Below are 22681 nucleotides of genomic sequence, written 5' to 3' on the forward strand. Positions count from 1 at the left end.
TGCTGTGAGGGGTGCCTCTGGGGGAGGGGGCCGACGGGTGGTGCCCCCGGGGGGTTACGGCGTGGGACCGGTCGCGTGCAGCGCCGCGCGCAGGTGGCCCCGGGAGACCTTCAGCCGCTCGGCGGCCGTGGGGGCGTCGAGGTCGGCGAGGATCATGAGGATCGCGTTCTTCACCTCCCCGTCGGCGGCGGCGAGGGCGGTCTCGATCTGCTCGTCGGGTGCGCCGGTGGCCAGGGCGACGATCCGCCGCGAGCGGGCCTGGAGCTTCTCGTTGGAGGCGCGGACGTCGACCATGAGGTTTCCGTACGTCTTGCCGAGCCGGATCATCGTGATGGTCGAGATCATGTTGAGGACGAGCTTCTGGGCCGTGCCGGCCTTGAGCCTGGTCGAGCCGGTGAGCAGCTCGGGGCCGGGGACGACCTCGATGCCGTGCTCGGCGGCGGCGGCGAGCGCGCTGTCCTCGTTGCAGGAGAGGCCGATGGTGAGGGCGCCGCGCGCGCGGGCGTGCTCGACGGCGCCGATGGCGTACGGGGTGCGGCCGGAGGCGGAGATGCCGACGACGGTGTCGTCCGCGGTGACGCCGAGCGCGGTGAGGTCCTCGGCGGCGAGTTCCTTGGAGTCCTCGGCGCCTTCGACGGCCTTGACCATGGCGGAGGGGCCGCCCGCGATGAGGCCGACGACCTCGCTCGGGTCGGTGTTGAAGGTGGGCGGGCACTCGCTGGCGTCGAGGACGCCGAGGCGGCCCGCGGTGCCGGCGCCCATGTAGATGAGGCGTCCGCCGCGGGCCATGCGCTCGGCGGTGGCGTCGATCGCGGCCGCGATGGCCGGGAGCTGCCGGGCGACGGCGGTGGGGACGGTGGCGTCCTCGCCGTTCATGAGCGCGGCGATCTCGGCGGTGGGGAGCTGGTCGATCTCGGCCAGTTCCGGACGGAACGCCTCGGTGGTGAGGGTGGCCAGCTGGGCGCGGAGTTCGGAGTACGTAGCAGACACGTGCGGCTCTTTCGGTGCTGTGGTCGTCAGCGGGTGCGGGGTGAGTGGCGGTGGGCCAGGGCTTCGTACGAGGCGGCGAGGGCAGGGGCCGCCGTCTCGTACGTACGCTGTGTGACACAGGTGAACAGGCAGTCCACGACCAGGAGTTGGCTGGTCCGGGACGACATGGCCGCGGGGCGGAGTTCGCTCTCGCGGGCGGTGGAGGTGGTGAGGACGTGGTCGGCGTACTGGGTGACCGGCCCGTCCGGGCGGCCGGTGATCGCGACCGTCGTCGCCCCGTGGTCGAAGGCGACCCGGAGCGGTTCTATGACGTCGCCGGTCGAGCCGGAGTGGGTGATGGCGATGGCGACGTCGCCGGAGCGGAGCTGGACGGCGTTGGTGACGGCGAGGTGCGGGTCGCTGTGGGCGTGCGCGATGAGGCCGATGCGGAGGAGTTTCTGGCCGAGGTCCTGGGCGACGAGGCCGGAGGCGCCGATGCCGTAGATGTCGATGCGGCGGGCGGTGGCCAGGGCGGCGACGGCGGCGCCGAGCTGGACGGTGTCGAGTCCGGCGGCGGTGTCGGCGAGGGTCTGCTGCTCGTCGTAGGCGAGCTTGGCGACGACGTCGGCGATCGGGTCGTCGACGGCGATGTCGGCGGTGACGGCGGGGGCGCGGCCGGACTGCTGCTGGGCGGCGAGCCCGGCGAGGGCGAGCCGGAGGTCGCGGTAGCCGGGGTAGCCGAGGAGGCGGGCGGTGCGGACGACGGTCGCCTCGCTGGTGCCGGTGAGCTCGGCGAGGCCGGTGACCGTGAGCGCGGCGCAGCCGGCGGGGTCTCCGGCGACGGCTTCGGCGACCCGCTGCATCGAGCGGGTCATGGACGGCGCGAGGGTCCGCACCTTGGCCGCGAGCGCGGCGGGGGCGGGGGGCGCGTCGCCCGTGAAACTTTCCTTCACTTCATTGGTCACATCTGAAAGATACTTTCGGAGGGGTGGTGCGACAAGACCCCGTCGGTCCCGGATCGGGGAGGGACCTTCGGCCCTTCACGGGGGATGCCGGACGTCGCGGGCCCGGCCTGACCGACAGGACGCCCCGACGTGCGCCCGCCCCGGGTGACAATGGGTGCATGGACGACATCGACCCCGTGGAGCAGGCGCTGCACGCCGCTCGCGCCCTGGTACTGGCCGACCTGGTGGCCCGCGAGGTCGCCGCCGCCGAGGTGGTGTCGATGGTGGAGGATTCGGTGACCCACCGGCGCTGGTGGGTCGAGCAGTGGCCCGAGGGCCTGACGTACGTCGCCGGTCTCGTCGCCCAGGACGTCCAGGACGCCCTGCTCGAACGGTACGGCCGCTGGCCCCTCTGCCCGGTCTGCTCCACCGGTGACCCGCACGCCCTGGACGTGGAGCCCGAGCTGGGGCCCGACCCGCACTGGGTCTGCGGGAAGCAGGGTGTCGTGGTGGCATCGGTGGGTGGCCTGACGTGAGCGGGCGGGCCGAGGCGAAGGCGGTCCGGGCGTGACCCTCTACATCGACCCGCCCACCTGGCCGGGGCACGGCCGCATGTGGTCGCACCTGGTCAGCGACGCCTCCTTCGAGGAGCTGCACGCCTTCGCCGCCTCGATCGGCGCCCCGCCCCGCGCCTTCGAGCGGGACCACTACGACATACCCTCCGACCGGTACGCGGACGCCGTGGCCGGCGGCGCGGTCGAGGTCGGGTCGAAGGAGCTGCTGCGGCGTCTCACGGCGGCGGGGCTGCGACGGCCGAAGGGGCGGCCGGCGCCCTCCTGACGGTGTTCCCGGAGCGGGTCAGGCGACGTGGGACGCGATGACGCGGGCGCACTCCAGCGATTCGGTGCCGGTGGTGTCGACCTCGACGTCGTAGTCGACGCCCCGGTGCACGACGGCCGCCTGCTGCGCGGCCATTCCGGCGACCCGGTCGCCGCGCGCGATCTCGCGGCCCTCGGCGACGGCGCCGTCGCACCGGACGCCGACCCAGAGCACGTCGAGGTCGCCGACGAAGGTCCGCCAGCGGTCCTGGGCGGCCGCTCCGCCCAGGAAGACGTCGTCGATGATGACGCGGGCACCGGCGCGGGCCATGGTGACGACGCCCTGGGCCCAGGCGCCTTCGAGGGCGCGGAACTCGGCGCCGACGTTCACCCCGCCGTCGGCGTCGAACCCGATGCCGTCGTCGGAGCCCTGCATCCTGAGGGGCATCGCGTCGATGAGCGAGTCGACGCCGAACGCGAGCCAGGGGTCGGGGAGCACCGCCTGGAGGCACCGTACGATGCCGGACTTCCCCGCGCTGGAACCGCCGTTGATGATGATCATCTGTGTGGTCACCGCGCCACCGTACGGCGGTGGCGGCGCCGTACGGAAAGGGTTTCGGCCGATGCCGGAGGGGTCAGCGGGACGTGGACGACACGGCCTTCTCCGACTGCGGGATGCCGGAGGTCACCACGCGGGACGGGGACCTGTGGAGCTTCAGGGCCACCGCGGCCGTCGCCAGGCCGACGGCGGTCATCGCCGCGCCCGCCCAGGCCGTGGAGCCGAAGCCGAGGCCCGCGTCGATGACCGTGCCGCCGAGCCAGGGGCCGCCCGTGTTGCCGAGGTTGAAGGCGGCGGTGGTGGTGGCGCCCGCGAGGGTGGGGGCGGCGCCGGCGACGTTGAACATGCGGGCGTTGAGGGCCGGGGCCGTGTAGAAGGCGGAGACGCCGAGGAGGAAGGTCAGGACGATCGTGGCGACCGGGCTGGACGCGAAGAGGGCCAGGGCGACGAGGAAGACCGTGGAGGCGGCGATGCCGGTGAGCAGCACGCCGAAGAGGTGGGCGTCGGCGACCCGGCCGCCGATCGTCGTACCGATCACCGCGCCGATGCCGAAGAGTCCGAGGACGCCGGAGACCCAGCCCTTGTCGAGGCCGGAGACGTCGGTGAGCAGCGGGGCCAGGTAGGAGAAGGCGCAGAAGACGCCGCCCGCCGCGAGGGCGGTGACGACGATCGAGAGGAGGACCTGGCGGTCGCGGTAGATGGCGACCTCGTTCCTGAGGCGGGGCTTCGTCTCGGGGAGGGGGATGCGGGGGATGCGGGTCACCACGCCGACCAGGGCGACCGCGGACGCGAGGCCGACCGCCCAGAACGCTGAGCGCCAGCCGAGGTGCTCGCCGAGGAAGGCGCCGGCCGGGACGCCGAGGACGTTGGCGATGGAGAGGCCGCCGATCATGACCGCCATGGCGCGGGCGCGCGAGCCGACCGGGACCATCGCGATGGCCACCGCCGCGCCGACCGCCCAGAATCCGGCGCAGGCGAGGGCGCTGACGACGCGGGAGGCGAAGAGGACCGTGTAGTTCGGCGCGAGGGCGCCGGCTATCTGGCCGAGGCCGAAGACGGTGATGAGGGCGATGAGGGTGGTCTTGCGGGGGAGCCGCAGGGTGGCGACGGCGAGCAGCGGCGCGCCGACGACCATGCCGATCGCGAAGGCCGAGATGAGCAGCCCGGCGCGGGGGATGGAGACGTTCATGTCCTCCGCGACGGACGGCAGCAGTCCGGAGAGCATGAACTCGCTCGTGCCGAGCGCGAAGACGGACAGGCCGAGGATGTAGACGGCCAGCGGCATGCGGGTGGCGGATCCGGTGCTCGCGGCGGCGGTCTCGGGGGCCGGTGCGGCGGGCTCGGGAGCGGGTGTCGTGGGCTCGGCGGAGGAAGACGGCATGACATGGGTCAACCTGGGGTTTGTGCCTGTCATTCCCGGCGCGCCGGAGATCTCGGCATGCGGACGGCGGCCGCCGCCGGGGTCGGTCTGCGCCCGGTGACGGCACGGTCGACCGGGTGGTCGTCCTGACCGGGAGTGGCAGGTCGGGTGCCCTTGGTCAAGGCCGTCCGATCTTCAGGTGCGGCGCTTGGCCCCCTCTGGTCCTCGCCTCCCTCCTTCTCTCATCCCTTGCCGGACGCGTCCGTCAGTTCGGCGAGTTCGCGTTCCAGGTTCTCCCGCGCCTTCTCCTCCCAGACCGCCGCGCCGTAGGGCGTACGGAAAAGGCGGGGCAGTCCGAGGAGCTGGCGGAGGACCGCCGCGCGGCCCGCCCGGAAGGCGTCGTCGGGGACGAAGCCGTATTCCTCGCGGACCGCCGCCGTATACCCCCGGTACGTATCGGGGCCGGTCGCCAGGATCGCGAGGTCCGCGTCGCAGAGGGTCTCGCCGTTCAGGTCGCCGGGGGCCGGGTCGTGGGTGACCGTCAGTCGGACCAGGCGGGCGACCTCCGCGACCTCGTGCGGGGTGAGTCCGGCCTCGGCGAGCGCCTTCTCGGCGAGGACGGCCGAGCGTTCCTCGTTCTCGGAGCGGTCGGGGCGGTAGACCGCGTCGTGGAACCAGGCGGCGAGCCGTACGAGCTCCAACTCCCCGCCCTCGCCGCCCTGATCGGTGAGTTCGTCGATGCGGGCGAGGACCGCCCGGAGGTGGTCGACCGTGTGGTACCGGCGCTGTGGCTCGGCCCAGCGGGTCAGCAGGTTGCGGCCGTACGGGGTGGGGTCGGGGCCCTCGCGGCCGGCCCGGGCGGCGTGCAGGGTGGAGTTCCAGTGCTGGAGCAGCTCGGGGTGTTCCTCGGCGGTCATGGGGGCATTCTGCCCGGCGTGCGGGCCGGAAGGCTCGCTTCCCCCGCGCTCCCGGTAGCGCTTTCCCCTCACTCTTACATACCCCCCATGGGTATGCTACGGTGCTGCGCACAGGTACCCCCTAGGGGTATGCCCCGAGTCCCGGTCGGGACCGCTCGGGGGCCGCAGCGAGTGAAGGGTCAGGGCAATGTCAACCGTCAATCCCCGGCGCTGGTGGGCACTTGTCGTGCTCGCCGCCGCACAGTTCATGGTCATCATGGACACGTCGATCATCGGGGTCGCGCTCCCCGAGATGCAGAAGGACCTGGGCTTCTCGCAGAGCGAGCTCCAGTGGATCTTCAACGCCTATGTGATCGTCTTCGGCGGCCTCCTGCTCCTCGGCGGCCGCCTCTCCGACCTCGTCGGAGCCCGCAAGATCTTCGTCGCCGGCTGGGTCGTCATGATCGCCGGCTCGGTCCTGGCCGCCGCCGCGCAGACCGCCTGGGTCGAGATCGCGGGCCGCGCCGTCCAGGGTGTCGGCGGTGCGCTCATCGCACCCTCCGCCATGACCCTGCTGATGATCCTCTTCATGCACGACCCGAAGGAGCTCGGCAAGGCGATGGCGCTCTACGGCGCCGCAGCCCCGGCCGGCGGCACCGCGGGCGTCTTCCTCGGCGGCGTCTTCACCGAGTGGATGAGCTGGCAGTGGGTCTTCATCATCTACATCCCGATCGGTCTCGCGACCCTCGCCGCCACCAAGCTCCTGCCGAACGTCGAGTCCCGCCGCGGCTCCGTCGACATCCTCGGCGCCGTCGCGGTCACCGCCGGTCTCGCGCTCGCCGTCTTCGCCGTGGTCCGCGCCCCCGAGGTCGGCTGGGGCTCCACCGGCACGATCCTCCAGCTGATCGGCGCCGCGGCCCTCCTGATCCTCTTCTTCGTGATCCAGAAGAGCATCAGCGAGCCGCTCATGCCGCTCAGCGTCTGGCGCGTCCCCCGCCTCGGCTCGGCCAACCTGGCCATGACGCTGCTCGGCGCCGCCTGGATCCCGATGTGGTACTTCCTCAACCTGTACCTCCAGCAGGTCCTGGGCTTCGGCGCCTTCGAGTCCGGCGCCGCCCTGCTCCCGATGACCGTGCTCCTCATGATCTTCATGACGGCCATCACCGCCCGGCTGATGATGAAGGTCGGTGCCAAGCCGCTCATCGCCGGCGGTCTGCTGGTCCTCGCCGCCGGTCTGGTCTGGCTCGCCGCCGTCCCGCCCACCGGCTCCTTCCTCGTCGACGTCCTGCCGGCCTCGCTGGTCGCCGCGCTCGGCATGTCCCTCGCCTACATCCCGACGATGATGACCGCCATGTCCGGTGCCCCGCAGGAGCAGGCCGGCCTCGCCTCCGGCATCGTCAACACCACCTACAACGTCGGCTCCGCGCTCGGTCTCGCCGCGCTGACCGCCGTCGCCATGTCCCAGGGCGCCGACCAGCTCGGCAACCTGCCGAAGCTGACGGACGGCTTCTCGTCCGCCTTCGTCGGCGCCGCGGTCATCGCCGCCGTCGGCGGTGTGATCACCCTCCTCGTCATGAAGGGCGACAAGGCGGTCGCGGCCGGGGCCGCCGCCCCCGCGCCGCAGGGCGAGAAGGTCTCCGCCTGACCCCCACCCCGAAGGGGCCGCCCGATGTCCTCCCCCGGACGTCGGGCGGCCCCTTTTCGTCTCCCGCGCCCCTCGTCTCCCGCGCCCGTCGTCTCCCGCGCCCGTCGTCCCCCGCGCCCCTCGTCTCCCGCATCCGTCGTCCCCCGTTCCCGTGTCCCGCACGGCAACCGGAAAGGAACCCCCGTGGAACTCGGCACCCGCGCCGTCCATGTCGTCAACGAGCCGCTCCCGCAGGGCAGTCGGCCGCTCTCCGTGCCCCTCGTGCAGTCCTCCGCCTTCGCCTTCGAGTCCGCCGCCGAGCTCGCCGACGCCATGGCCGGACCCGACGGGGCGTACGTCTACAGCCGCCGCGGCAACCCGACCGTACGGGCCCTCGAGCAGAGCCTCGCCGGCCTCGAGGGCGGCGCCGGGGCCATCGCCTTCGCCTCCGGGATGGGCGCGATCAGCGGGGTCCTGCTCGCCCTCCTGCGGCCCGGCGACCGCGTGGTGGCCCAGCGCTGCCTGTACGGCGGGACCCACGCCGTCCTCGCCGACCTGGCCGAGCGGTACGGGATCGAGGTCGTACGGATCTCCGGCGACGACCCGGCCGAGTTCGAGGCCGCCGCCACGCACCCCGCCACCCGGCTGCTCGTCCTGGAGACCATCGCCAACCCCACCGGTCAGGTCCCCGACCTGCCGGGACTGCTCGCCGCGGCCCGCACCCTCGGCGTCGTCGGCCTCGTCGACAACTCCCTCGCCTCTCCCGTCCTCTGCCGCCCCCTGGAGCACGGCGCCGACATCGTCGTCCACTCCACCACCAAGTACCTCTCCGGGCACTCGGACGTCCTCGGCGGTGCCGCCGTCTTCGCCGACGACGGGCTGCGCCGCCGGATCTGGCCCCGCACGGTCGAACTCGGCGCCTGCGCCGACCCGTTCGCCGCCTGGCTGACGCTGCGCGGGATACCCACCCTGCCGCTGCGGATGCGCGAGCACTGCGCCAACGCCGCGGTCCTCGCCGAGCGGCTCGCCGCCCACCCCCGTGTCTCGGCCGTCCACTACCCGTGGCTCGCCGGCCATCCCTCGTACGGGCGCGCCCGCAGGGTGCTGGACGGCGGCGGCGGGCTGCTGTCGTTCGAGCTCGCGGGGGGCCGGGAGGCCGGCCGGGCCTTCATCGAGCGCGTACGGGTGGCCCGGCTCGCGCTCTCCCTCGGCGGCGTGGAGTCCCTCGTGACCCATCCGGCGTCCACGTCCCACCGGGAGCTCGACGGGGCCGCCCTGGAGGCCGCCGGGATAGCCCCGGGGCTCGTACGGATGTCGGTCGGCATCGAGGACGTCGAAGACCTGTGGGCCGACGCCGAACGAGCCCTCGGATAGCACCTCTTGGGTGCTTCTTTTGGGTTGACAAAATAAATGACTGATTCGTAGATTGGTGTGTGCCAGGGAAAGACCACTCCTAGGTCAAGGGGGGCGCACGATGCGCTACTTCGAGGACTTCCGACCCGGCGACGTCCACGAGCTGGGCGCCGTCACCGTCACGGCGGAGGAGGTGCTGGAGTTCGGCAGGCGCTTCGATCCGCAGCCCTTCCACACGGACCCCGCGCGCGCGGAGCAGTCGCAGTTCCGCGGACTGATCGCGAGCGGATTCCACACCCAGGCGATGTTCATGCGCCGCTACGTCGACGGACTGCTCGCCTACAGCGCCTGTATGGGCTCGCCCGGCATCGACGAAGTCCGCTACCTGCGGCCCGTCCGCCCCGGCGACGTCCTCACCGCGCGCGTCGAGATCCTCGGCTCCACCCCGTCGCCGTTCAATCCCGCCACCGGCACCGTCAAACCGCGGTGCACCCTGGTGGCCTCCGACGGGACGGCCGTGTTCAGCATGATCCTGCACAGCATCTTCCGCCGGCGCCCCGCCGACTCCGAGGCCGACCATCTGTCGTCGATGCCCGCGGCCGAGGACCCCGTCGCCTGTGCGCGACCGGCCAAGACCTGTGTCCCGGTCATGAGCGCCTGACGAACCGTCCTTCGTCGGGCCCCTGAACACGGCCGTCCGTATGCCCGTACATCCACCGAAGTGAAGGGGGACCTCCTGTGGAGGCCGTATCCCGCACCGCCCAGTGGACCGCCGCCGCGCGCGCCCTGGAGACCGAGCGCGAGGACCGGCTGTTCGCCGATCCCTACGCGCGCACCGTCGCCGACCAGATCGGCTTCGAACTGCTCGAGCGCTACGCGGGCGGCGGCACCGTGCCGTTCCTCGCCATCCGCACCACCTACCTCGACCGCGCCATCGTCCGGGCGGTCGAGGAGCGGGGCATCCGCCAGGTCGTCTTCCTCGCCGCCGGCATGGACACCCGCTTCTTCCGGCTGCCCTGGCCCGACGGCGTCACCGTCTACGAGCTCGACCGACCGGCCCTCCTGGAGGCCAAGGCCGAGATGCTGGCGAAGGAGCCGAAGCCGGCCGGCCGCGACCGGATCACCGTCCCCGTCGACCTCACCCAGGACTGGACCGGCCCCCTCAAGGAAGCCGGCTGGAAGAGCGAGGAGCCCGTCCTGTGGGTGGTGGAGGGACTCCTGTTCTTCCTCCCCGAGCAGGCCGTGCGGACCCTCATGTCGACGCTCTCCGCGCACGCCGCCCCCGGCTCCGTGCTGCTCGGCGACGTCATCTCCAAGGCCGCCCTGGAGAACCCGCTCGCCCGCGGGTTCATGAAGGCCCTGGACGAGGACGGCAACCCGTGGCTCTTCGGCACCGAGGAGCCCGAGACGCTGCTCGCCGACTGCGGCTGGGCCGTACGCGAGGTCAGGCAGCCCGGTGAGGAAGGCGCCGACTTCGGACGCTGGCCCTACCCGGTGCCGGCCCGCGCGGTCCCGCGGGTGCCCCGCTCCTTCCTGTTCACGTGCGACCTCCCCGGCCACATCGAGGAGGTGGCCGCGTGAGCGCCCACGACTTCCACCAGAGGGTCATCACCGACGCCGGAGCGGCCGTCCGCGGCCTGACCGTCTCCCTCGGACAGCGCCTCGGCCTCTACCGGGCACTGGCCGAGCGGGGCCCGCTCACCTCCGCCGCGCTCGCGGAGGCGACCGGTACGAACGAGCGGTACATCGAGGAGTGGCTGCACGCCCAGCTCTCCGCCGGGTACGTCGAGCGGCACCCGAGCTCCCTCACGTACACGCTCCCCGCCGACCACGTCGAGGTGCTCGCGGACCCGAAGGCCGTCACGTACGCCGCCGGGTTCTTCACCGCCCTCAAGGCGCTGTACGCCACCGAGGACCTGCTCGTCGAGGCGTACCGCACCGGCGACGGGGTCGGCTGGGCCGAGCACGACGCGGCCCTCGACACCGGCATGGGTTCCTTCTTCCAGCCGACGTACGAGCACAAGCTCGTCGCCGACTGGCTGCCCGCCCTCCACCAGGTCACCGACAAGCTCGCCGCCGGCGGCACCGTCGCCGACGTGGGCTGCGGCGTCGGGCACACCACGCTGCTCATCGCGAAGGCCTTCCCGAACGCCACCGTGCACGGCTTCGACTACTCGGAGGAGGCCATCTCGATCGCCCGCGAACTCGCCGAGGAGGCGGGCCTCTCCGAGCGGGTCGTCTTCGAGGTCGCGTCGGCCGACGACTACCCGGGCTCCGGCTACGACCTGGTCTGCTTCTTCAACGCCCTGCACGACATGGGCGACCCGGTCGCCGCCGCCCAGCACGTCCACAAGTCCCTGGACGCGGACGGCACATGGATGCTCGTCGAGTCGAACGTCTCCCCGCAGGACATCGACGCGCAGACCCCCGCCGCCCGCATGTTCATGGCCCTGTCCGCCGTCATGTGCCTGCCCGTCGCGGTCGCCCAGCGCGGCCCGCACGCGCTCGGCAACCACTCCGGCGAGAAGGCCTTCCGGGCCATCGCGGAGGAGGCCGGCTTCACCCGCTGGCGGCGTGCCACCGAGACCCCGGTGAACGCGGTCTACGAAGTCCGGCCCTGAACACCCGAAGCCTGGAGGAACCATCATGGGCGCCACCGCCCCCCTGCCCGTCACCGACCGGTTCATGGAGGTCCTGGAGCGGCTCAGCGAGCGCTCCGTCGAGGACTACTACAACCCGTACCAGACCTTCCAGTGGCCCGAGACGCTGGAGGAGAACCGCTTCTGGATGACCCCGGAGCTGCTCACCGTCTACGGCACCCGGCACTACGACGCCCTCGATGAGGAAACGCTTCAGCGCCTGTCGAAGTGGGAGTCGATCAACTTCTACAGCCTCAACGTGCACGGCATCCGCGAGCTCCTCATCGAGGTCGTCGGCCGCATCCACATGCCCGGCTTCGAGGTGCCCTCGGACTTCTTCCACCACTTCATCGGTGAGGAGAACGAACACATGTGGTTCTTCTCCGAGTTCTGCCGCCGCTACGGCCACAAGATCTACGGCTCCACCGCCATGCGCGCCGACGCCGCCTGGGAGCCCGAGGTCGAGAACTTCCTCGTCTTCACCCGCATCCTCTTCTTCGAGGAGCTCGTCGACCACTACAACTCCCGGATGGCGAAGGACACCTCCCTCTGCCACACCATCCGCGAGGTCAACCGCATCCACCACCAGGACGAGTCCCGGCACATCGCCTTCGGGCGCGAGCTGGTCTCCCTCCTGTACGGCCGGATGTGCCAGGCGGTGAGTGCCGAGCGGGTCCGCGAGGTCGAGGCGTACCTGAAGCGGTACGTCGTCTACAGCGTCAACTCCCTCTACAACCCCCACGTGTACCGCGACGCCGGCATCCCCGACCCGCTGGCCCTGCGCAACGCGCTGGTCGCCGACGAGAGCCGCCGCCCCCACGAGCGCAAGGCGATCCGCAAGCCGCTCGCCTTCTTCCTGAAGACCGGGATCTTCTCCGACGACACCCTGCCCGTCGTCTGAGCGACCAGGGCCCCTGCCCGTCGTCTGAGCGACCAGGGCCCGTCCTGGACCTCCCACCCGAGAGGTGAAGAGATCATGACCGTGACGACCCCCGCGCACGCCGGGGAGAACGTGGGCTCGACGAGGGGTCTCCCCTCGCTCGGGCCGGAGGGGACCCGCCTGCTGCGGCTCCTCGACGACACCTTCGAGAGCTGGGGTGTGACCGCGGGCGCCCGCCCGATGACCATGCCCCCGCTCCTGCCGGCCGCCGACCTGGCGAAGCTGGACTACTACGACAACTTCCCGCACCAGGCCGTCCTCGCCGCCCCGCTCGACCTGGAAGGACGCCTCACCACCCCCTTCGACGGCGAGCACGGGCAGTGGCCCGCCGCCTCCCTCGAACCGGCCGGCCTCGGACTGCCCTCGGCGTCCTGCTACGCCGTCTACCTCGACCACCAGGGCACCCGGGTCGCCGACGACACCCTCGTCACGATCTGCTCCTGGTGCTTCCGCAAGGAGACCCACTACGAGGGCATGCGACGCCAACTCGGCTTCCGCATGCGGGAGATCGTCGCCATCGGCGGGCGCGAGCACGCCGAGACGCACCTCGCCGGCTTCACCGCCCGGATCCAGTCCTTCGCCGCGGCGCTCGACCTGCCGCTGCGCCGGGAGGCCGCCTGCGACCCCTTCTTCGACAAGGGCGGCTCGAAGGCGCTCCTCCAGCGGCTCACCCCGGTGAAGTACGAGTTCCTGTACGAGGACCTGGCGATCGCCTCGGTCAACACGCACCGGAACTTCTTCGGGGACCGCTGCGACATCACCCTGGAGTCGACCGGCGGACCGGCCTTCACCAGCTGTGTCGCCTTCGGCCTCGAACGCTGGCTGTCCGCACTGACCCGCCGCCACGGCGGCTGGCAGGCGGCGACCGAGGCGGTGCTCGACGCGAACGCCCGCATGCGGGCCGGTGCGAGTGGCGCGGCCGGGCCGGTGATCTGACGTGCCGGCCCGTCCCGCCGCCCCGCCGGCGGGCGGCCTGGGGTGGGCGAACCTCGGCATGGACATCGTGTCCGTCAACCGTGTCCGCAGGCTCCTCGCCCAGTACGGGGAGCGGTTCTTCGAGCGGATGCTCACCCCCGGCGAGCTCGCCGACTGCCGTACCTCCTCCGGGCTCGACGTACTGAGCCTGTGCGGGCGGATCGCGGCCAAGGAAGCGGCCTTCAAGACCTTACGGGTCAGGGGCAGGTTCCTGCCCTGGCCGGACATCGTGGTGCGGCGTTCCGAGGGCGGCTGGCCGCTCGTGGAACTGCACCGGGCGGCCGCCGAGATGGCCGCGGAGTCCGGCATCACCGAGATCACCGTGTCCATCAGCCACGACGTGGACTACGCGGTGGCGGTGGCCGCACCGATCATCGCGCCCGCCACACCCATCCCTTAGCAGCTAAAGGAGAGCAACCATGGCCGACGGCCTGCAGACGGTGAAGAACTGGATCCTCGAGCGTCACCCCGAGCGCGACGACATCGCGTCCGACCTCGACCTGATCGAGAACCGGCTCATCGACTCGCTGTCCTTCGTCGAGTTCGTCTTCCTCCTGGAGCAGGAGAGCGGCACCGCGATCCAGATGGAGACCCTCGAGGTCGAGTCCATCCGCACCCTCGGTGCCATCGAGCAGCACTTCTTCAAGACCCCCGTGGAGGCCCAGGCATGAGCCGCCGCCTCTTCACCTCGGAGTCGGTGACCGAGGGGCATCCCGACAAGATCGCCGACCGGATCAGCGACACCATCCTCGACGCGCTGCTCGCCGAGGACCCGTCCTCGCGGGTCGCCGTGGAGACCCTCATCACCACGGGTCTCGTGCACATCGCCGGCGAGGTGACCACGACGGCGTACGCGCCGATAGCGAAGCTGGTGCGCGAGGCCGTCCTCGACATCGGCTACGACTCCTCCGCGAAGGGCTTCGACGGCGCCTCCTGCGGCGTCTCGGTGTCCATCGGCGCCCAGTCGCCGGACATCGCGCAGGGCGTGGACACGGCGTACGAGTCCCGGGTGGAAGGCGCCGGGGACGAGCTGGCGGCGCAGGGCGCCGGCGACCAGGGCCTGATGTTCGGCTACGCCTGCGACGACACGGCCGAACTGATGCCGCTGCCGATCGCGCTCGCCCACCGGCTCTCCCGCCGCCTCACCGAGGTCCGCAGGAACGGCACCGTGCCCTACCTGCGCCCGGACGGGAAGACCCAGGTCACCATCGAGTACGACGGGGACCGTCCCGTCCGCCTCGACACGGTCGTCGTCTCCTCGCAGCACGCGGCCGACATCTCCGTCGAGGGCCTGCTCACCCCGGACGTGCGCGAGTACGTCGTCGAACACGTCCTCAAGGAGCTGGTCGAGGAGGGCGTCAGCCTGGAGTCCGACGGCTACCGGCTCCTGGTCAACCCGACCGGGCGCTTCGAGGTCGGCGGCCCGATGGGCGACGCCGGACTCACCGGCCGGAAGATCATCATCGACACGTACGGCGGGATGGCCCGGCACGGCGGCGGCGCCTTCTCCGGCAAGGACCCGTCGAAGGTCGACCGGTCGGCGGCGTACGCGATGCGCTGGGTCGCGAAGAACGTCGTCGCGGCCGGCCTCGCCCGCCGCTGCGAGGTGCAGGTGGCGTACGCCATCGGCAAGGCCGAGCCGGTGGGTCTCTTCGTGGAGACCTTCGGCACGGGCACCCTGCCGGACGAGCGGATCCAGGAGGCCGTCGGCGCGGTCTTCGACCTGCGGCCCGCGGCGATCATCCGCGACCTGGACCTCAAGCGGCCGATCTACGCGAAGACGGCGGCGTACGGCCACTTCGGCCGCGAGCTCCCCGAGTTCACCTGGGAGCGCACGGACCGCGTGGAGGCCCTGAAGAAGGCGGCTCGTCCGGGACAGGAGGGCTGAGGGCCATGCGCATCGCTGTCACGGGATCCATCGCGACCGACCATCTGATGACCTTCCCCGGCTGGTTCGGCGAGCAGCTGCTCGCCGACCGGCTCGACCGGGTCTCCCTGTCGTTCCTCGCCGACAACCTGGAGGTCAGGCGTGGCGGAGTGGCAGCGAACATCGCCTTCGGACTCGGTGTCCTCGGCCTGCGTCCCGCCCTCGTGGGCGCGGTCGGCGCCGACTTCGAGCCGTACCGGGTCTGGCTGAAGGACCACGGTGTGGACACCGACTCGGTGCGCGTCAGCGAGTCGCTCCACACCGCCCGGTTCGTCTGTACGACCGACCGGGCCCAGAACCAGATCGCCACCTTCTACGCGGGGGCGATGGCGGAGGCGCGTGAGATCGACCTGAGGTCGGTCGTCGCGCGCACCGGCCGGCTGGACCTCGTCCTGGTCTCCCCGGACGACCCCGAGGCCATGCTCCGGCATACCCGCACCTGCCGTGACCTGGGGATTCCCTTCGCCGCCGATCCGTCGCAGCAGTTGGCGCGGCTCGACGGCGAGCAGGTGCGGGAGCTGGTGGACGGGGCGCGGTTCCTGTTCACCAACGAGTACGAGACGGCGCTCCTCCTGGAGAAGGCCGGCTGGGCCGAGGCGGACGTGCTGCGCCGGGTCGGCGCCTGGGTCACCACCCATGGCGAGGCCGGCGTCCGCATCCGGGGCGAGGGCCGCGAGCCGCTCGCCGTGCCGGCCGTGGAGGTCGCGGCGGTCGTCGACCCGACGGGGGTCGGGGACGCCTTCCGGTCCGGCTTCCTCGCCGGGTGGCTGTGGGGCGTGCCGGAGCGGTGCGCGGCGCAGCTGGGCTGCGCGGTGGCCGCGACCGTCCTCGCCTCCGTGGGGACGCAGGAGTACCGGCTGCACCGGGACCCGCTCCTCGACCGGATCAGGACGACGTACGGCGTCGGGTGCACCGCCACGCTCGTCACCCATCTGAGGGGGCTCACGTGACCGTCGTACGGAGCTCCCTGCGGGAGGAGTTCGCGAAGCGGGTCGTGGTGGCCGACGGGGCGATGGGCACGATGCTCCAGGCCGCCGACCCGACGATGGACGACTTCCAGAACCTCGAAGGCTGCAACGAGATCCTCAACCTCACGCGCCCCGACATCGTCGCCTCCGTCCACGACGCCTACTTCTCGGTGGGCGTGGACTGCGTCGAGACCAACACCTTCGGGGCGAACCTGGCCGCGCTCGCCGAGTACGGCATCGAGCACCAGGTGTACGAGCTGTCCGAGGCCGGCGCCCGGATCGCCCGCGCCGCGGCGGACGCGCACACGGCCGCCGACGGGCGCCCCCGCTGGGTCCTCGGCTCCATGGGCCCCGGTACGAAGCTGCCGACCCTGGGCCACGTCACGTACGAGCCGCTGCGCGAGGCCTTCCGGCAGAACGCGGAGGGCCTGATCCGGGGCGGCGCGGACGCCCTGCTCATCGAGACCTCGCAGGACCTCCTCCAGACGAAGGCGGCCGTCATCGGCGCCCGCCGGGCCCTGGACTGGGTCGGCGTGGACCTGCCGGTGATCGTGCAGGTCACCGTGGAGACGACGGGAACGATGCTGCTCGGCTCCGAGATCGGTGCGGCGCTGACCGCCCTGGAGCCGCTCGGCATCGACATGATCGGCCTGAACTGCGCCACGGGCCCGGCCGAGATGGCCGAGCACCTGCGGCACCTGTCCCGGCACGCCCGCATCCCGATCTCGGTCATGCCCAACGCCGGCCTGCCCGTCCTCACCTCCGACGGCGCCCACTACCCGCTGTCGCCGGCGGAACTGGCCGACGCACAGGAGGCGTTCGTCCGTGAGTACGGTCCCGCCCTGGTCGGCGGCTGCTGCGGTACGACCCCGGAGCACCTGCGGGAGATCGTGGAGCGGGTGCGGGGCGTGGCCGTCCTCGACCGCCGGCCCGAACCGGAGCCGGGCGCGTCCTCGCTCTACAGCCATGTGCCGTTCCGCCAGGACACCGCGTACCTGGCGATCGGCGAGCGCACCAACGCCAACGGCTCGAAGAAGTTCCGCGAGGCCATGCTCGACGGCCGCTGGGACGACTGCGTCGAGATGGCCCGCGACCAGATCCGCGAGGGCGCGCACCTGCTCGACCTGTGCGTGGACTACGTGGGCCGGGACGGCACCGCGGACATGGCGGAGCTGGCCGGCCGGTTCGCGACGGCCTCGACGTTGCCGATCGTCCTCGACTCGACGGAGATCGGGGTGCTGCGGGCGGGCCTGGAGAAGCTCGGCGGCCGGGCGGTCGTCAACTCCGTGAACTACGAGGACGGTGACGGTCCCGAGTCGCGGTTCGCTCAGGTCACGGCCCTGGCGAAGGAGCACGGCGCGGCCCTGATGGCGCTGACCATCGACGAGGAGGGCCAGGCCCGCAGCGTCGCGCACAAGGTGGCCGTGGCCGAGCGGCTCATCGAGGACCTGACGGGGAACTGGGGGATCAGGGAGTCGGACATCCTGATCGACACCCTGACGTTCACCATCTGCACCGGTCAGGAGGAGTCCCGCAGGGACGGCGTCCACACGATCGAGGCGATCCGCGAGCTCAAGCGGCTCCACCCGGACGTGCAGACCACCCTGGGCCTGTCCAACATCTCGTTCGGCCTGAATCCGGCCGCGCGGATCGTCCTCAACTCGGTCTTCCTCGACGAGTGCGTGAAGGCGGGCCTGGACTCGGCGATCGTCCACGCCTCGAAGATCCTGCCGATCGCCCGCCTGGAGCCGGAGCAGGTGGAGGTCGCGCTCGACCTGATCCACGACCGCCGCCGGGACGGCTACGACCCGCTCCAGCGCTTCCTGGAGATGTTCGAGGGAGCGACGGCGAAGTCCCTGAAGGCCGGCAAGACCGAGGAGCTCCTCGCCCTGCCGCTGGACGAGCGGCTGAAGCGACGGATCATCGACGGCGAGAAGAACGGCCTTGAGGCGGACCTGGACTCCGCCCTGACCGAGCGCCCCGCCCTGGAGATCGTCAACGAGATCCTGCTCGACGGCATGAAGACGGTCGGCGAGCTGTTCGGCTCCGGCCAGATGCAGCTGCCGTTCGTGCTCCAGTCCGCCGAGGTCATGAAGACCGCGGTGGCCTACCTGGAACCGCACATGGAGAAGACGGACGCCGACGGCAAGGGCACGATCGTCCTCGCCACCGTCCGCGGTGACGTCCACGACATCGGCAAGAACCTCGTCGACATCATCCTCTCCAACAACGGCTACAACGTCGTCAACATCGGCATCAAGCAGCCCGTCTCCGCGATCCTGGAGGCCGCCGAGGAACACCGCGCCGACGTGATCGGCATGTCCGGCCTCCTCGTGAAATCCACAGTGATCATGAAGGAGAACCTCCAGGAGCTCAACGGCCGCGGTCTCGCCGAACGCTTCCCCGTGATCCTCGGCGGCGCCGCCCTCACCAGGGCCTACGTCGAACAGGACCTCCACGAGATCTACCAGGGCGAGGTCCGCTACGCCCGCGACGCCTTCGAGGGCCTCCGCCTCATGGACGCCCTCATGGGCGTCAAACGCGGCGTCCCCGGAGTCGTACTCCCCCCGCTCAAACAGCGCCGCGTGCCGAAACGCGAGACCCCGCTCCTCGTGGCGCAGGCGAGGGAGCCCGAGCCGGCCGGCCGCTCCGACGTCGCCGCCGACAACCCCGTACCCGAGCCCCCCTTCCTCGGGACCCGGGTCGTCAAGGGCATCCAGCTCGCCGAGTACGCCTCCTGGCTCGACGAGACCGCCCTCTTCAAGGGCCAGTGGGGCCTCAAGGACACCGAGACCATCGAGACGGAGGGCCGGCCGCGGCTGCGCGCCTGGCTCGACCGCCTCAAGACGGACCACCTCCTCGAAGCAGCCGTCGTCTACGGCTGGTTCCCCTGTGTGTCCAAGGGCGACGACCTGATCGTCCTGGACGAGGACGGAGGCGAGCGGACCCGCTTCTCCTTCCCCCGCCAGCAGCGGGGCCGCCGCCTCTGCCTGGCCGACTTCCACCGCGCGGAGGACTCCGGCGAGATCGACGCCGTGGCGATGCAGGTGGTCACCGTCGGCTCCCGGATCGGCGAGGAGACGGCGAAGCTGTTCGCCGCCGACGCCTACCGGGACTACCTCGAACTCCACGGACTCTCCGTCCAGTTGGCGGAGGCGCTGGCCGAGTACTGGCACGCGCGGGTGCGCGCCGAGTGGGGCATCGCGGGCTCCTCGGAGCCGGCGTCCATCGACGGCATGCTCCGCACCGAGTACCAGGGCTGCCGCTACTCGCTCGGCTACCCGGCCTGCCCCGACCTGGAGGACCGGGCGAAGATCGCCGCGCTGCTGCGCCCGGAGCGGATCGGCGTGGAGCTGTCGGAGGAGTACCAGCTGCACCCCGAACAGTCGACGGACGCGATCGTCGTCCACCACCCGGAGGCGAGCTACTTCAACGTGGGAGGCCGCAGATGAGCCCGACCCTCACGGACCCGACGTTCTCGTTCGAGTTCTTCCCGCCGAAGAGCGCGCGCGGCGAGCAGACGCTCTGGGAGGCGATCCGCCGGGTCGAGGCCCTGTCCCCGGACTTCGTCTCCGTGACGTACGGCGCGGGCGGCTCGTCCCGCGACCGGACCATCGAGGTGACCAAGCGGATCGCCACCGAGACGACCCTGCGCCCGGTCGCCCATCTGACGGCCGTCGGACACTCGGTCGCCGAACTCCGGGCGATCATCGGCGCCTACGCCGACGCCGGGGTACGGGACGTCCTGGTCCTGCGCGGCGACCCGCCCGGCGACCCCCGAGGCCCGTGGACACCGCACCCGCGGGGCTTCACGTACGCCCATGAACTGGTCGAACTGGTCCGGTCGCTGGGCGACTTCAGGATCGGCGTGGCGGCCTTCCCCGAGGGCCACCCGAGGTCGGCGGGTCCCGCCGACGACCTCGCGCACTTCGTGGCCAAGTGCCGGGCGGGCGCCGACTACGCCATCACGCAGATGTTCTTCGACCCGGAGGACTATCTGCGGCTGCGGGACCGGGTCGCGGCCGCAGGCTGCGACACCCCGATCATCCCGGAGATCATGCCGGCCACCGACGTACGCCAGATCCGGCGCTTCGCGGAGCTGAGCGACGCCGCGTTCCCCGAGGACCTGGCGCACCGCCTGGAGGCGGCGAAGGACGACCCGGCGGCGGCGTACCGCATCGGCGTCGAGCACGCGACCGCGATGGGCCTGCGGCTGCTCGACGAAGGTGCGCCGGGCCTGCACCACATCACGCTGAACAGGTCGACGGCGGCCCTGGAAATCCACCGAACCATCATGAGCGCGAGGAGCGTTGTCCATGTCTGACACCTTCACGGACTACAAGGTCGCCGACATCTCCCTGGCCGCCTTCGGCCGCAAGGAGATCACGCTCGCCGAACACGAGATGCCGGGCCTGATGTCGATCCGCCGCGAGTACGCCGAGACGCGGCCCCTGGCGGGGGCGCGGATCACCGGCTCCCTCCACATGACCGTACAGACGGCGGTCCTCATCGAGACCCTCGTCGCGCTCGGCGCCGAGGTCCGCTGGGTCTCCTGCAACATCTACTCCACGCAGGACCACGCCGCCGCCGCGATCGCCGCCGCCGGCATCCCCGTCTTCGCCTGGAAGGGCGAGACCCTTGAGGAGTACTGGTGGTGCACGGAGCAGGCGCTGACCTGGCCGGACGCCGACGGCGGGGCCTCGCGCACCGGCCCGAACATGATCCTGGACGACGGCGGTGACGCCACGGTCCTGGTCCACCTGGGCGTCGAGTACCAGAAGACCGGCAGTCTTCCCGAGGCCGCCAACGAGGAACTCGCCGTCATGCGCGCCCTGCTGGAGAACAGCGCACTCGACTGGTCGACCCTCGCCACCGGCATCCGCGGGGTGACGGAGGAGACCACGACGGGCGTCCACCGCCTGTACGAGATGCACCGCGAAGGCGCGCTCCTCTTCCCCGCGATCAACGTGAACGACGCCGTGACGAAGTCGAAGTTCGACAACAAGTACGGCTGCCGGCACTCCCTCGTCGACGGCATCAACCGCGCGACGGACGTGCTGATCGGCGGCAAGACGGCGGTGGTCTGCGGCTACGGGGACGTGGGCAAGGGCTCGGCGGAGTCGCTGCGCGGCCAGGGCGCACGGGTGATCGTCACCGAGATCGACCCGATCTGCGCGCTCCAGGCGGCGATGGACGGCTACCAGGTCGCCACCCTCGAGGACGTCGTGGAGACGGCCGACATCTTCGTCACCACCACCGGCAACAAGGACATCATCATGGCGTCCGACATCGCCCGCATGAAGCACCAGGCGATCGTCGGCAACATCGGCCACTTCGACAACGAGATCGACATGGCCGGCCTGGCGAGGATCCCCGGGGTCGTGAAGGACGAGGTCAAGCCGCAGGTCCACACCTGGACCTTCGAGGACGGCAAGGTCGTCATCGTCCTGTCCGAGGGCCGGCTGCTGAACCTCGGCAACGCGACCGGCCACCCGTCCTTCGTGATGTCGAACTCCTTCGCCGACCAGACCCTCGCGCAGATCGAGCTGTTCACGAAGACGTCCGACTACCCCGTCGGCGTGTACACCCTCCCCAAGCACCTGGACGAGAAGGTCGCCCGCCTGCACCTGGACGCGCTCGGCGTACGCCTGACCACCCTCCGCCCGGAGCAGGCCTCGTACATCGGGGTCCCGGTGGAGGGCCCGTACAAGCCGGACCACTACCGCTACTGATGATGTGTACGAACGATGACGGGCGCGACCCGTGGCTCCCCGACCGCCTCCTCAGAACGGAACGGGACCTGCTGATGCCGCTCCTGCGCCGGACACCCGAGGAGGCGTACGAGCTCCGCACCGCGTGCCCCGGATGGACGGCGAGGCAGGTCCTCGCCCACTGCGGCGCGGCCCTGGTCAGGATCGTCGAGGACCGCCTGGAGGAGGGCGTGTTCCTGCCCGAGGCGAACGCCTGCGACGTCGCCGAACGCGAGGACTGGCCGCTGGGCCGCATCCTCGACGAACTGGAACGCGGCCTGACGGAGGCGGGCCCGGTGATCGCCGCACGTGAGGACGGCCGGCTCGACGCGGTGGCGCTCGGCGAATGGGTCCACGCCGGAGACGTCCGGGAGGCCTTCGGCGAACCCGGCGCGTACTGCGGCAAGGCGCTGGAGCTGGCGCTCCCGCTCCTGACGGTGACGAGCCGCAAGCGCGAAACCCCGCGCCTGGTGGGCGTCCTGGAGGACGGCACGATGCCCCGGGTCTCCCTCGGCAACGAGCGGGAGGGCCGGCCGCCGGCCACCTTCCGCGGCGACGCGTCGACCCTGATCCGCATCTACGCGGGCCGTCCGCTGGTGCGCACCCGCTACGAGCTGAGGGGCGCGACAGAACAAGAACTCCTCATCTACCGCTGACCCACCACCCACCCCCGCGCCGCGCGCGCACCCCTACCCACCCCCCGACCGCGCCTCCCGGCCACGCGGGCCCACGCCCCGCGCCGTGCGGCCACCCGCCCGTGCGGCCACCCGCCCGCGCCCCGCTGCGCGGGCCCACGCCCCCCGCCGTGCGGCCACCCGCCCGCGCCCGCCTCCACCCACCCGCCGTGTGGGCAATCGTCCCGCAGGGCGGGACGGGTGGGCACACGGGACGGCGCCCTCTGGCGGCGCCTCCGCCCCTTGTGCCTGAGCCCGCACCCGACTGTGCACCGCACCTGGGGT

Annotated in this window: 22 protein-coding genes; 17 read left to right on the forward strand and 5 right to left on the reverse strand. The window is 71.6% G+C overall.

The features are described 5' to 3' along the window. Positions 1 to 54 precede the first annotated feature (54 nt). Both murQ and ACFQ79_RS29510 read right to left on the reverse strand, forming a co-directional pair. Entirely contained in the window at positions 55 to 990 is a 936-nt protein-coding gene (gene murQ / locus ACFQ79_RS29505) for an N-acetylmuramic acid 6-phosphate etherase (protein WP_383589166.1), read from the reverse strand. Positions 991 to 1016: 26 nt separating this feature from the next. After that, on the reverse strand, positions 1017 to 1934 hold the full coding sequence (locus ACFQ79_RS29510) for a MurR/RpiR family transcriptional regulator (protein WP_030321987.1): 918 nt from the start codon (positions 1932 to 1934) through the stop codon (positions 1017 to 1019). Positions 1935 to 2092: 158 nt separating this feature from the next. Here ACFQ79_RS29510 and ACFQ79_RS29515 point away from each other — a divergent pair, with 158 nt between their 5' ends. Both ACFQ79_RS29515 and ACFQ79_RS29520 read left to right on the forward strand, forming a co-directional pair. Continuing rightward, complete coding sequence (locus tag ACFQ79_RS29515) at positions 2093 to 2449, forward strand: hypothetical protein (RefSeq protein ID WP_383589169.1); 357 nt, start codon at positions 2093 to 2095, stop codon at positions 2447 to 2449. Positions 2450 to 2480: 31 nt separating this feature from the next. After that, positions 2481 to 2753, forward strand: coding sequence for a DUF4031 domain-containing protein (locus ACFQ79_RS29520; protein WP_383589170.1), 273 nt, complete (start codon positions 2481 to 2483; stop codon positions 2751 to 2753). Between the two features lie 18 nt (positions 2754 to 2771). Here the strand turns inward: ACFQ79_RS29520 and cpt are convergent, their stop codons facing one another. The 3 genes from cpt to ACFQ79_RS29535 all read right to left on the reverse strand — a co-directional run bounded on the left by cpt (position 2772) and on the right by ACFQ79_RS29535 (position 5567). Continuing rightward, the gene (gene cpt, locus ACFQ79_RS29525; protein ID WP_383589197.1) at positions 2772 to 3293 is read right to left on the reverse strand and encodes a chloramphenicol phosphotransferase CPT; all 522 of its coding nucleotides are present in this window, start codon (positions 3291 to 3293) and stop codon (positions 2772 to 2774) included. Between the two features lie 73 nt (positions 3294 to 3366). Beyond that, positions 3367 to 4575, reverse strand: coding sequence for a Cmx/CmrA family chloramphenicol efflux MFS transporter (locus tag ACFQ79_RS29530; protein WP_383589200.1), 1209 nt, complete (start codon positions 4573 to 4575; stop codon positions 3367 to 3369). A gap of 317 nt (positions 4576 to 4892) precedes the next feature. Continuing rightward, on the reverse strand, positions 4893 to 5567 hold the full coding sequence (locus ACFQ79_RS29535) for a hypothetical protein (protein WP_383589172.1): 675 nt from the start codon (positions 5565 to 5567) through the stop codon (positions 4893 to 4895). A gap of 187 nt (positions 5568 to 5754) precedes the next feature. Here ACFQ79_RS29535 and ACFQ79_RS29540 point away from each other — a divergent pair, with 187 nt between their 5' ends. The 15 genes from ACFQ79_RS29540 (at position 5755) to ACFQ79_RS29610 (ending at position 22378) form a co-directional block, all read left to right on the forward strand. Then, a complete protein-coding gene (locus ACFQ79_RS29540) occupies positions 5755 to 7191 on the forward strand; it encodes an MFS transporter (protein WP_383589174.1) in 1437 nt (478 codons plus the stop codon). Between the two features lie 183 nt (positions 7192 to 7374). Then, on the forward strand, positions 7375 to 8544 hold the full coding sequence (locus tag ACFQ79_RS29545; protein ID WP_383589176.1) for a trans-sulfuration enzyme family protein: 1170 nt from the start codon (positions 7375 to 7377) through the stop codon (positions 8542 to 8544). A gap of 100 nt (positions 8545 to 8644) precedes the next feature. Continuing rightward, complete coding sequence (locus ACFQ79_RS29550; protein WP_328943338.1) at positions 8645 to 9184, forward strand: MaoC family dehydratase; 540 nt, start codon at positions 8645 to 8647, stop codon at positions 9182 to 9184. A gap of 77 nt (positions 9185 to 9261) precedes the next feature. Beyond that, positions 9262 to 10104 (forward strand): SAM-dependent methyltransferase, encoded by an 843-nt coding sequence (locus tag ACFQ79_RS29555; RefSeq protein ID WP_383589179.1) that lies wholly within the window; start codon positions 9262 to 9264, stop codon positions 10102 to 10104. Continuing rightward, positions 10101 to 11144 carry a class I SAM-dependent methyltransferase gene (locus ACFQ79_RS29560; RefSeq protein WP_383589181.1) on the forward strand — a complete coding sequence of 348 codons (1044 nt, stop codon included), beginning with the start codon at positions 10101 to 10103 and terminating at the stop codon, positions 11142 to 11144. Before ACFQ79_RS29555 ends, ACFQ79_RS29560 begins: the two co-directional genes overlap by 4 nt. Before the next feature lie 25 nt (positions 11145 to 11169). Next, positions 11170 to 12063 (forward strand): diiron oxygenase, encoded by an 894-nt coding sequence (locus tag ACFQ79_RS29565; protein WP_383589183.1) that lies wholly within the window; start codon positions 11170 to 11172, stop codon positions 12061 to 12063. A 75-nt stretch (positions 12064 to 12138) separates the two neighbouring features. Further along, the gene (locus tag ACFQ79_RS29570) at positions 12139 to 13038 is read left to right on the forward strand and encodes a hypothetical protein (RefSeq protein WP_383589185.1); all 900 of its coding nucleotides are present in this window, start codon (positions 12139 to 12141) and stop codon (positions 13036 to 13038) included. Between the two features lies 1 nt (position 13039). Further along, positions 13040 to 13477, forward strand: a complete 438-nt coding sequence (gene acpS, locus ACFQ79_RS29575; protein WP_383589186.1) for a holo-ACP synthase — start codon at positions 13040 to 13042, stop codon at positions 13475 to 13477. A 19-nt stretch (positions 13478 to 13496) separates the two neighbouring features. Further along, complete coding sequence (locus ACFQ79_RS29580; protein ID WP_030322008.1) at positions 13497 to 13748, forward strand: phosphopantetheine-binding protein; 252 nt, start codon at positions 13497 to 13499, stop codon at positions 13746 to 13748. Continuing rightward, the gene (gene metK / locus ACFQ79_RS29585) at positions 13745 to 14965 is read left to right on the forward strand and encodes a methionine adenosyltransferase (RefSeq protein WP_383589187.1); all 1221 of its coding nucleotides are present in this window, start codon (positions 13745 to 13747) and stop codon (positions 14963 to 14965) included. The genes ACFQ79_RS29580 and metK overlap by 4 nt, the downstream gene beginning before the upstream one ends. Positions 14966 to 14970: 5 nt before the next feature. Then, on the forward strand, positions 14971 to 15954 hold the full coding sequence (locus tag ACFQ79_RS29590; RefSeq protein WP_383589189.1) for a carbohydrate kinase family protein: 984 nt from the start codon (positions 14971 to 14973) through the stop codon (positions 15952 to 15954). After that, positions 15951 to 19424, forward strand: a complete 3474-nt coding sequence (gene metH, locus ACFQ79_RS29595; RefSeq protein WP_383589191.1) for a methionine synthase — start codon at positions 15951 to 15953, stop codon at positions 19422 to 19424. The genes ACFQ79_RS29590 and metH overlap by 4 nt, the downstream gene beginning before the upstream one ends. After that, positions 19421 to 20296, forward strand: a complete 876-nt coding sequence (gene metF, locus ACFQ79_RS29600) for a methylenetetrahydrofolate reductase [NAD(P)H] (RefSeq protein ID WP_383589192.1) — start codon at positions 19421 to 19423, stop codon at positions 20294 to 20296. The genes metH and metF overlap by 4 nt, the downstream gene beginning before the upstream one ends. Next, the gene (ahcY, locus tag ACFQ79_RS29605) at positions 20289 to 21704 is read left to right on the forward strand and encodes an adenosylhomocysteinase (RefSeq protein ID WP_383589193.1); all 1416 of its coding nucleotides are present in this window, start codon (positions 20289 to 20291) and stop codon (positions 21702 to 21704) included. The genes metF and ahcY overlap by 8 nt, the downstream gene beginning before the upstream one ends. Positions 21705 to 21706: 2 nt before the next feature. Then, the gene (locus ACFQ79_RS29610; protein ID WP_383589195.1) at positions 21707 to 22378 is read left to right on the forward strand and encodes a maleylpyruvate isomerase family mycothiol-dependent enzyme; all 672 of its coding nucleotides are present in this window, start codon (positions 21707 to 21709) and stop codon (positions 22376 to 22378) included. The last annotated feature ends 303 nt before the right edge of the window (positions 22379 to 22681 follow it).

The sequence above is a fragment of the Streptomyces sp. NPDC056480 genome (assembly GCF_042795405.1).
In the GTDB taxonomy this organism is placed as follows: domain Bacteria; phylum Actinomycetota; class Actinomycetes; order Streptomycetales; family Streptomycetaceae; genus Streptomyces.

What these genes read in the sequence shown, in the direction of transcription:
- ACFQ79_RS29515 (WP_383589169.1), top strand. Translation starts at nt 2,093, where the DNA reads ATGGACGACATCGACCCCGTGGAGCAGGCGCTGCACGCCGCTCGCGCC.
- cpt (WP_383589197.1), bottom strand. Translation starts at nt 3,293, where the DNA reads ATGATCATCATCAACGGCGGTTCCAGCGCGGGGAAGTCCGGCATCGTA.
- ACFQ79_RS29530 (WP_383589200.1), bottom strand. Translation starts at nt 4,575, where the DNA reads ATGCCGCTGGCCGTCTACATCCTCGGCCTGTCCGTCTTCGCGCTCGGC.
- ACFQ79_RS29535 (WP_383589172.1), bottom strand. Translation starts at nt 5,567, where the DNA reads ATGACCGCCGAGGAACACCCCGAGCTGCTCCAGCACTGGAACTCCACC.
- ACFQ79_RS29540 (WP_383589174.1), top strand. Translation starts at nt 5,755, where the DNA reads ATGTCAACCGTCAATCCCCGGCGCTGGTGGGCACTTGTCGTGCTCGCC.
- ACFQ79_RS29550 (WP_328943338.1), top strand. Translation starts at nt 8,645, where the DNA reads ATGCGCTACTTCGAGGACTTCCGACCCGGCGACGTCCACGAGCTGGGC.
- ACFQ79_RS29565 (WP_383589183.1), top strand. Translation starts at nt 11,170, where the DNA reads ATGGGCGCCACCGCCCCCCTGCCCGTCACCGACCGGTTCATGGAGGTC.
- ACFQ79_RS29570 (WP_383589185.1), top strand. Translation starts at nt 12,139, where the DNA reads ATGACCGTGACGACCCCCGCGCACGCCGGGGAGAACGTGGGCTCGACG.
- ACFQ79_RS29580 (WP_030322008.1), top strand. Translation starts at nt 13,497, where the DNA reads ATGGCCGACGGCCTGCAGACGGTGAAGAACTGGATCCTCGAGCGTCAC.
- metK (WP_383589187.1), top strand. Translation starts at nt 13,745, where the DNA reads ATGAGCCGCCGCCTCTTCACCTCGGAGTCGGTGACCGAGGGGCATCCC.
- ACFQ79_RS29590 (WP_383589189.1), top strand. Translation starts at nt 14,971, where the DNA reads ATGCGCATCGCTGTCACGGGATCCATCGCGACCGACCATCTGATGACC.
- metF (WP_383589192.1), top strand. Translation starts at nt 19,421, where the DNA reads ATGAGCCCGACCCTCACGGACCCGACGTTCTCGTTCGAGTTCTTCCCG.
- ahcY (WP_383589193.1), top strand. Translation starts at nt 20,289, where the DNA reads ATGTCTGACACCTTCACGGACTACAAGGTCGCCGACATCTCCCTGGCC.
- ACFQ79_RS29610 (WP_383589195.1), top strand. Translation starts at nt 21,707, where the DNA reads ATGTGTACGAACGATGACGGGCGCGACCCGTGGCTCCCCGACCGCCTC.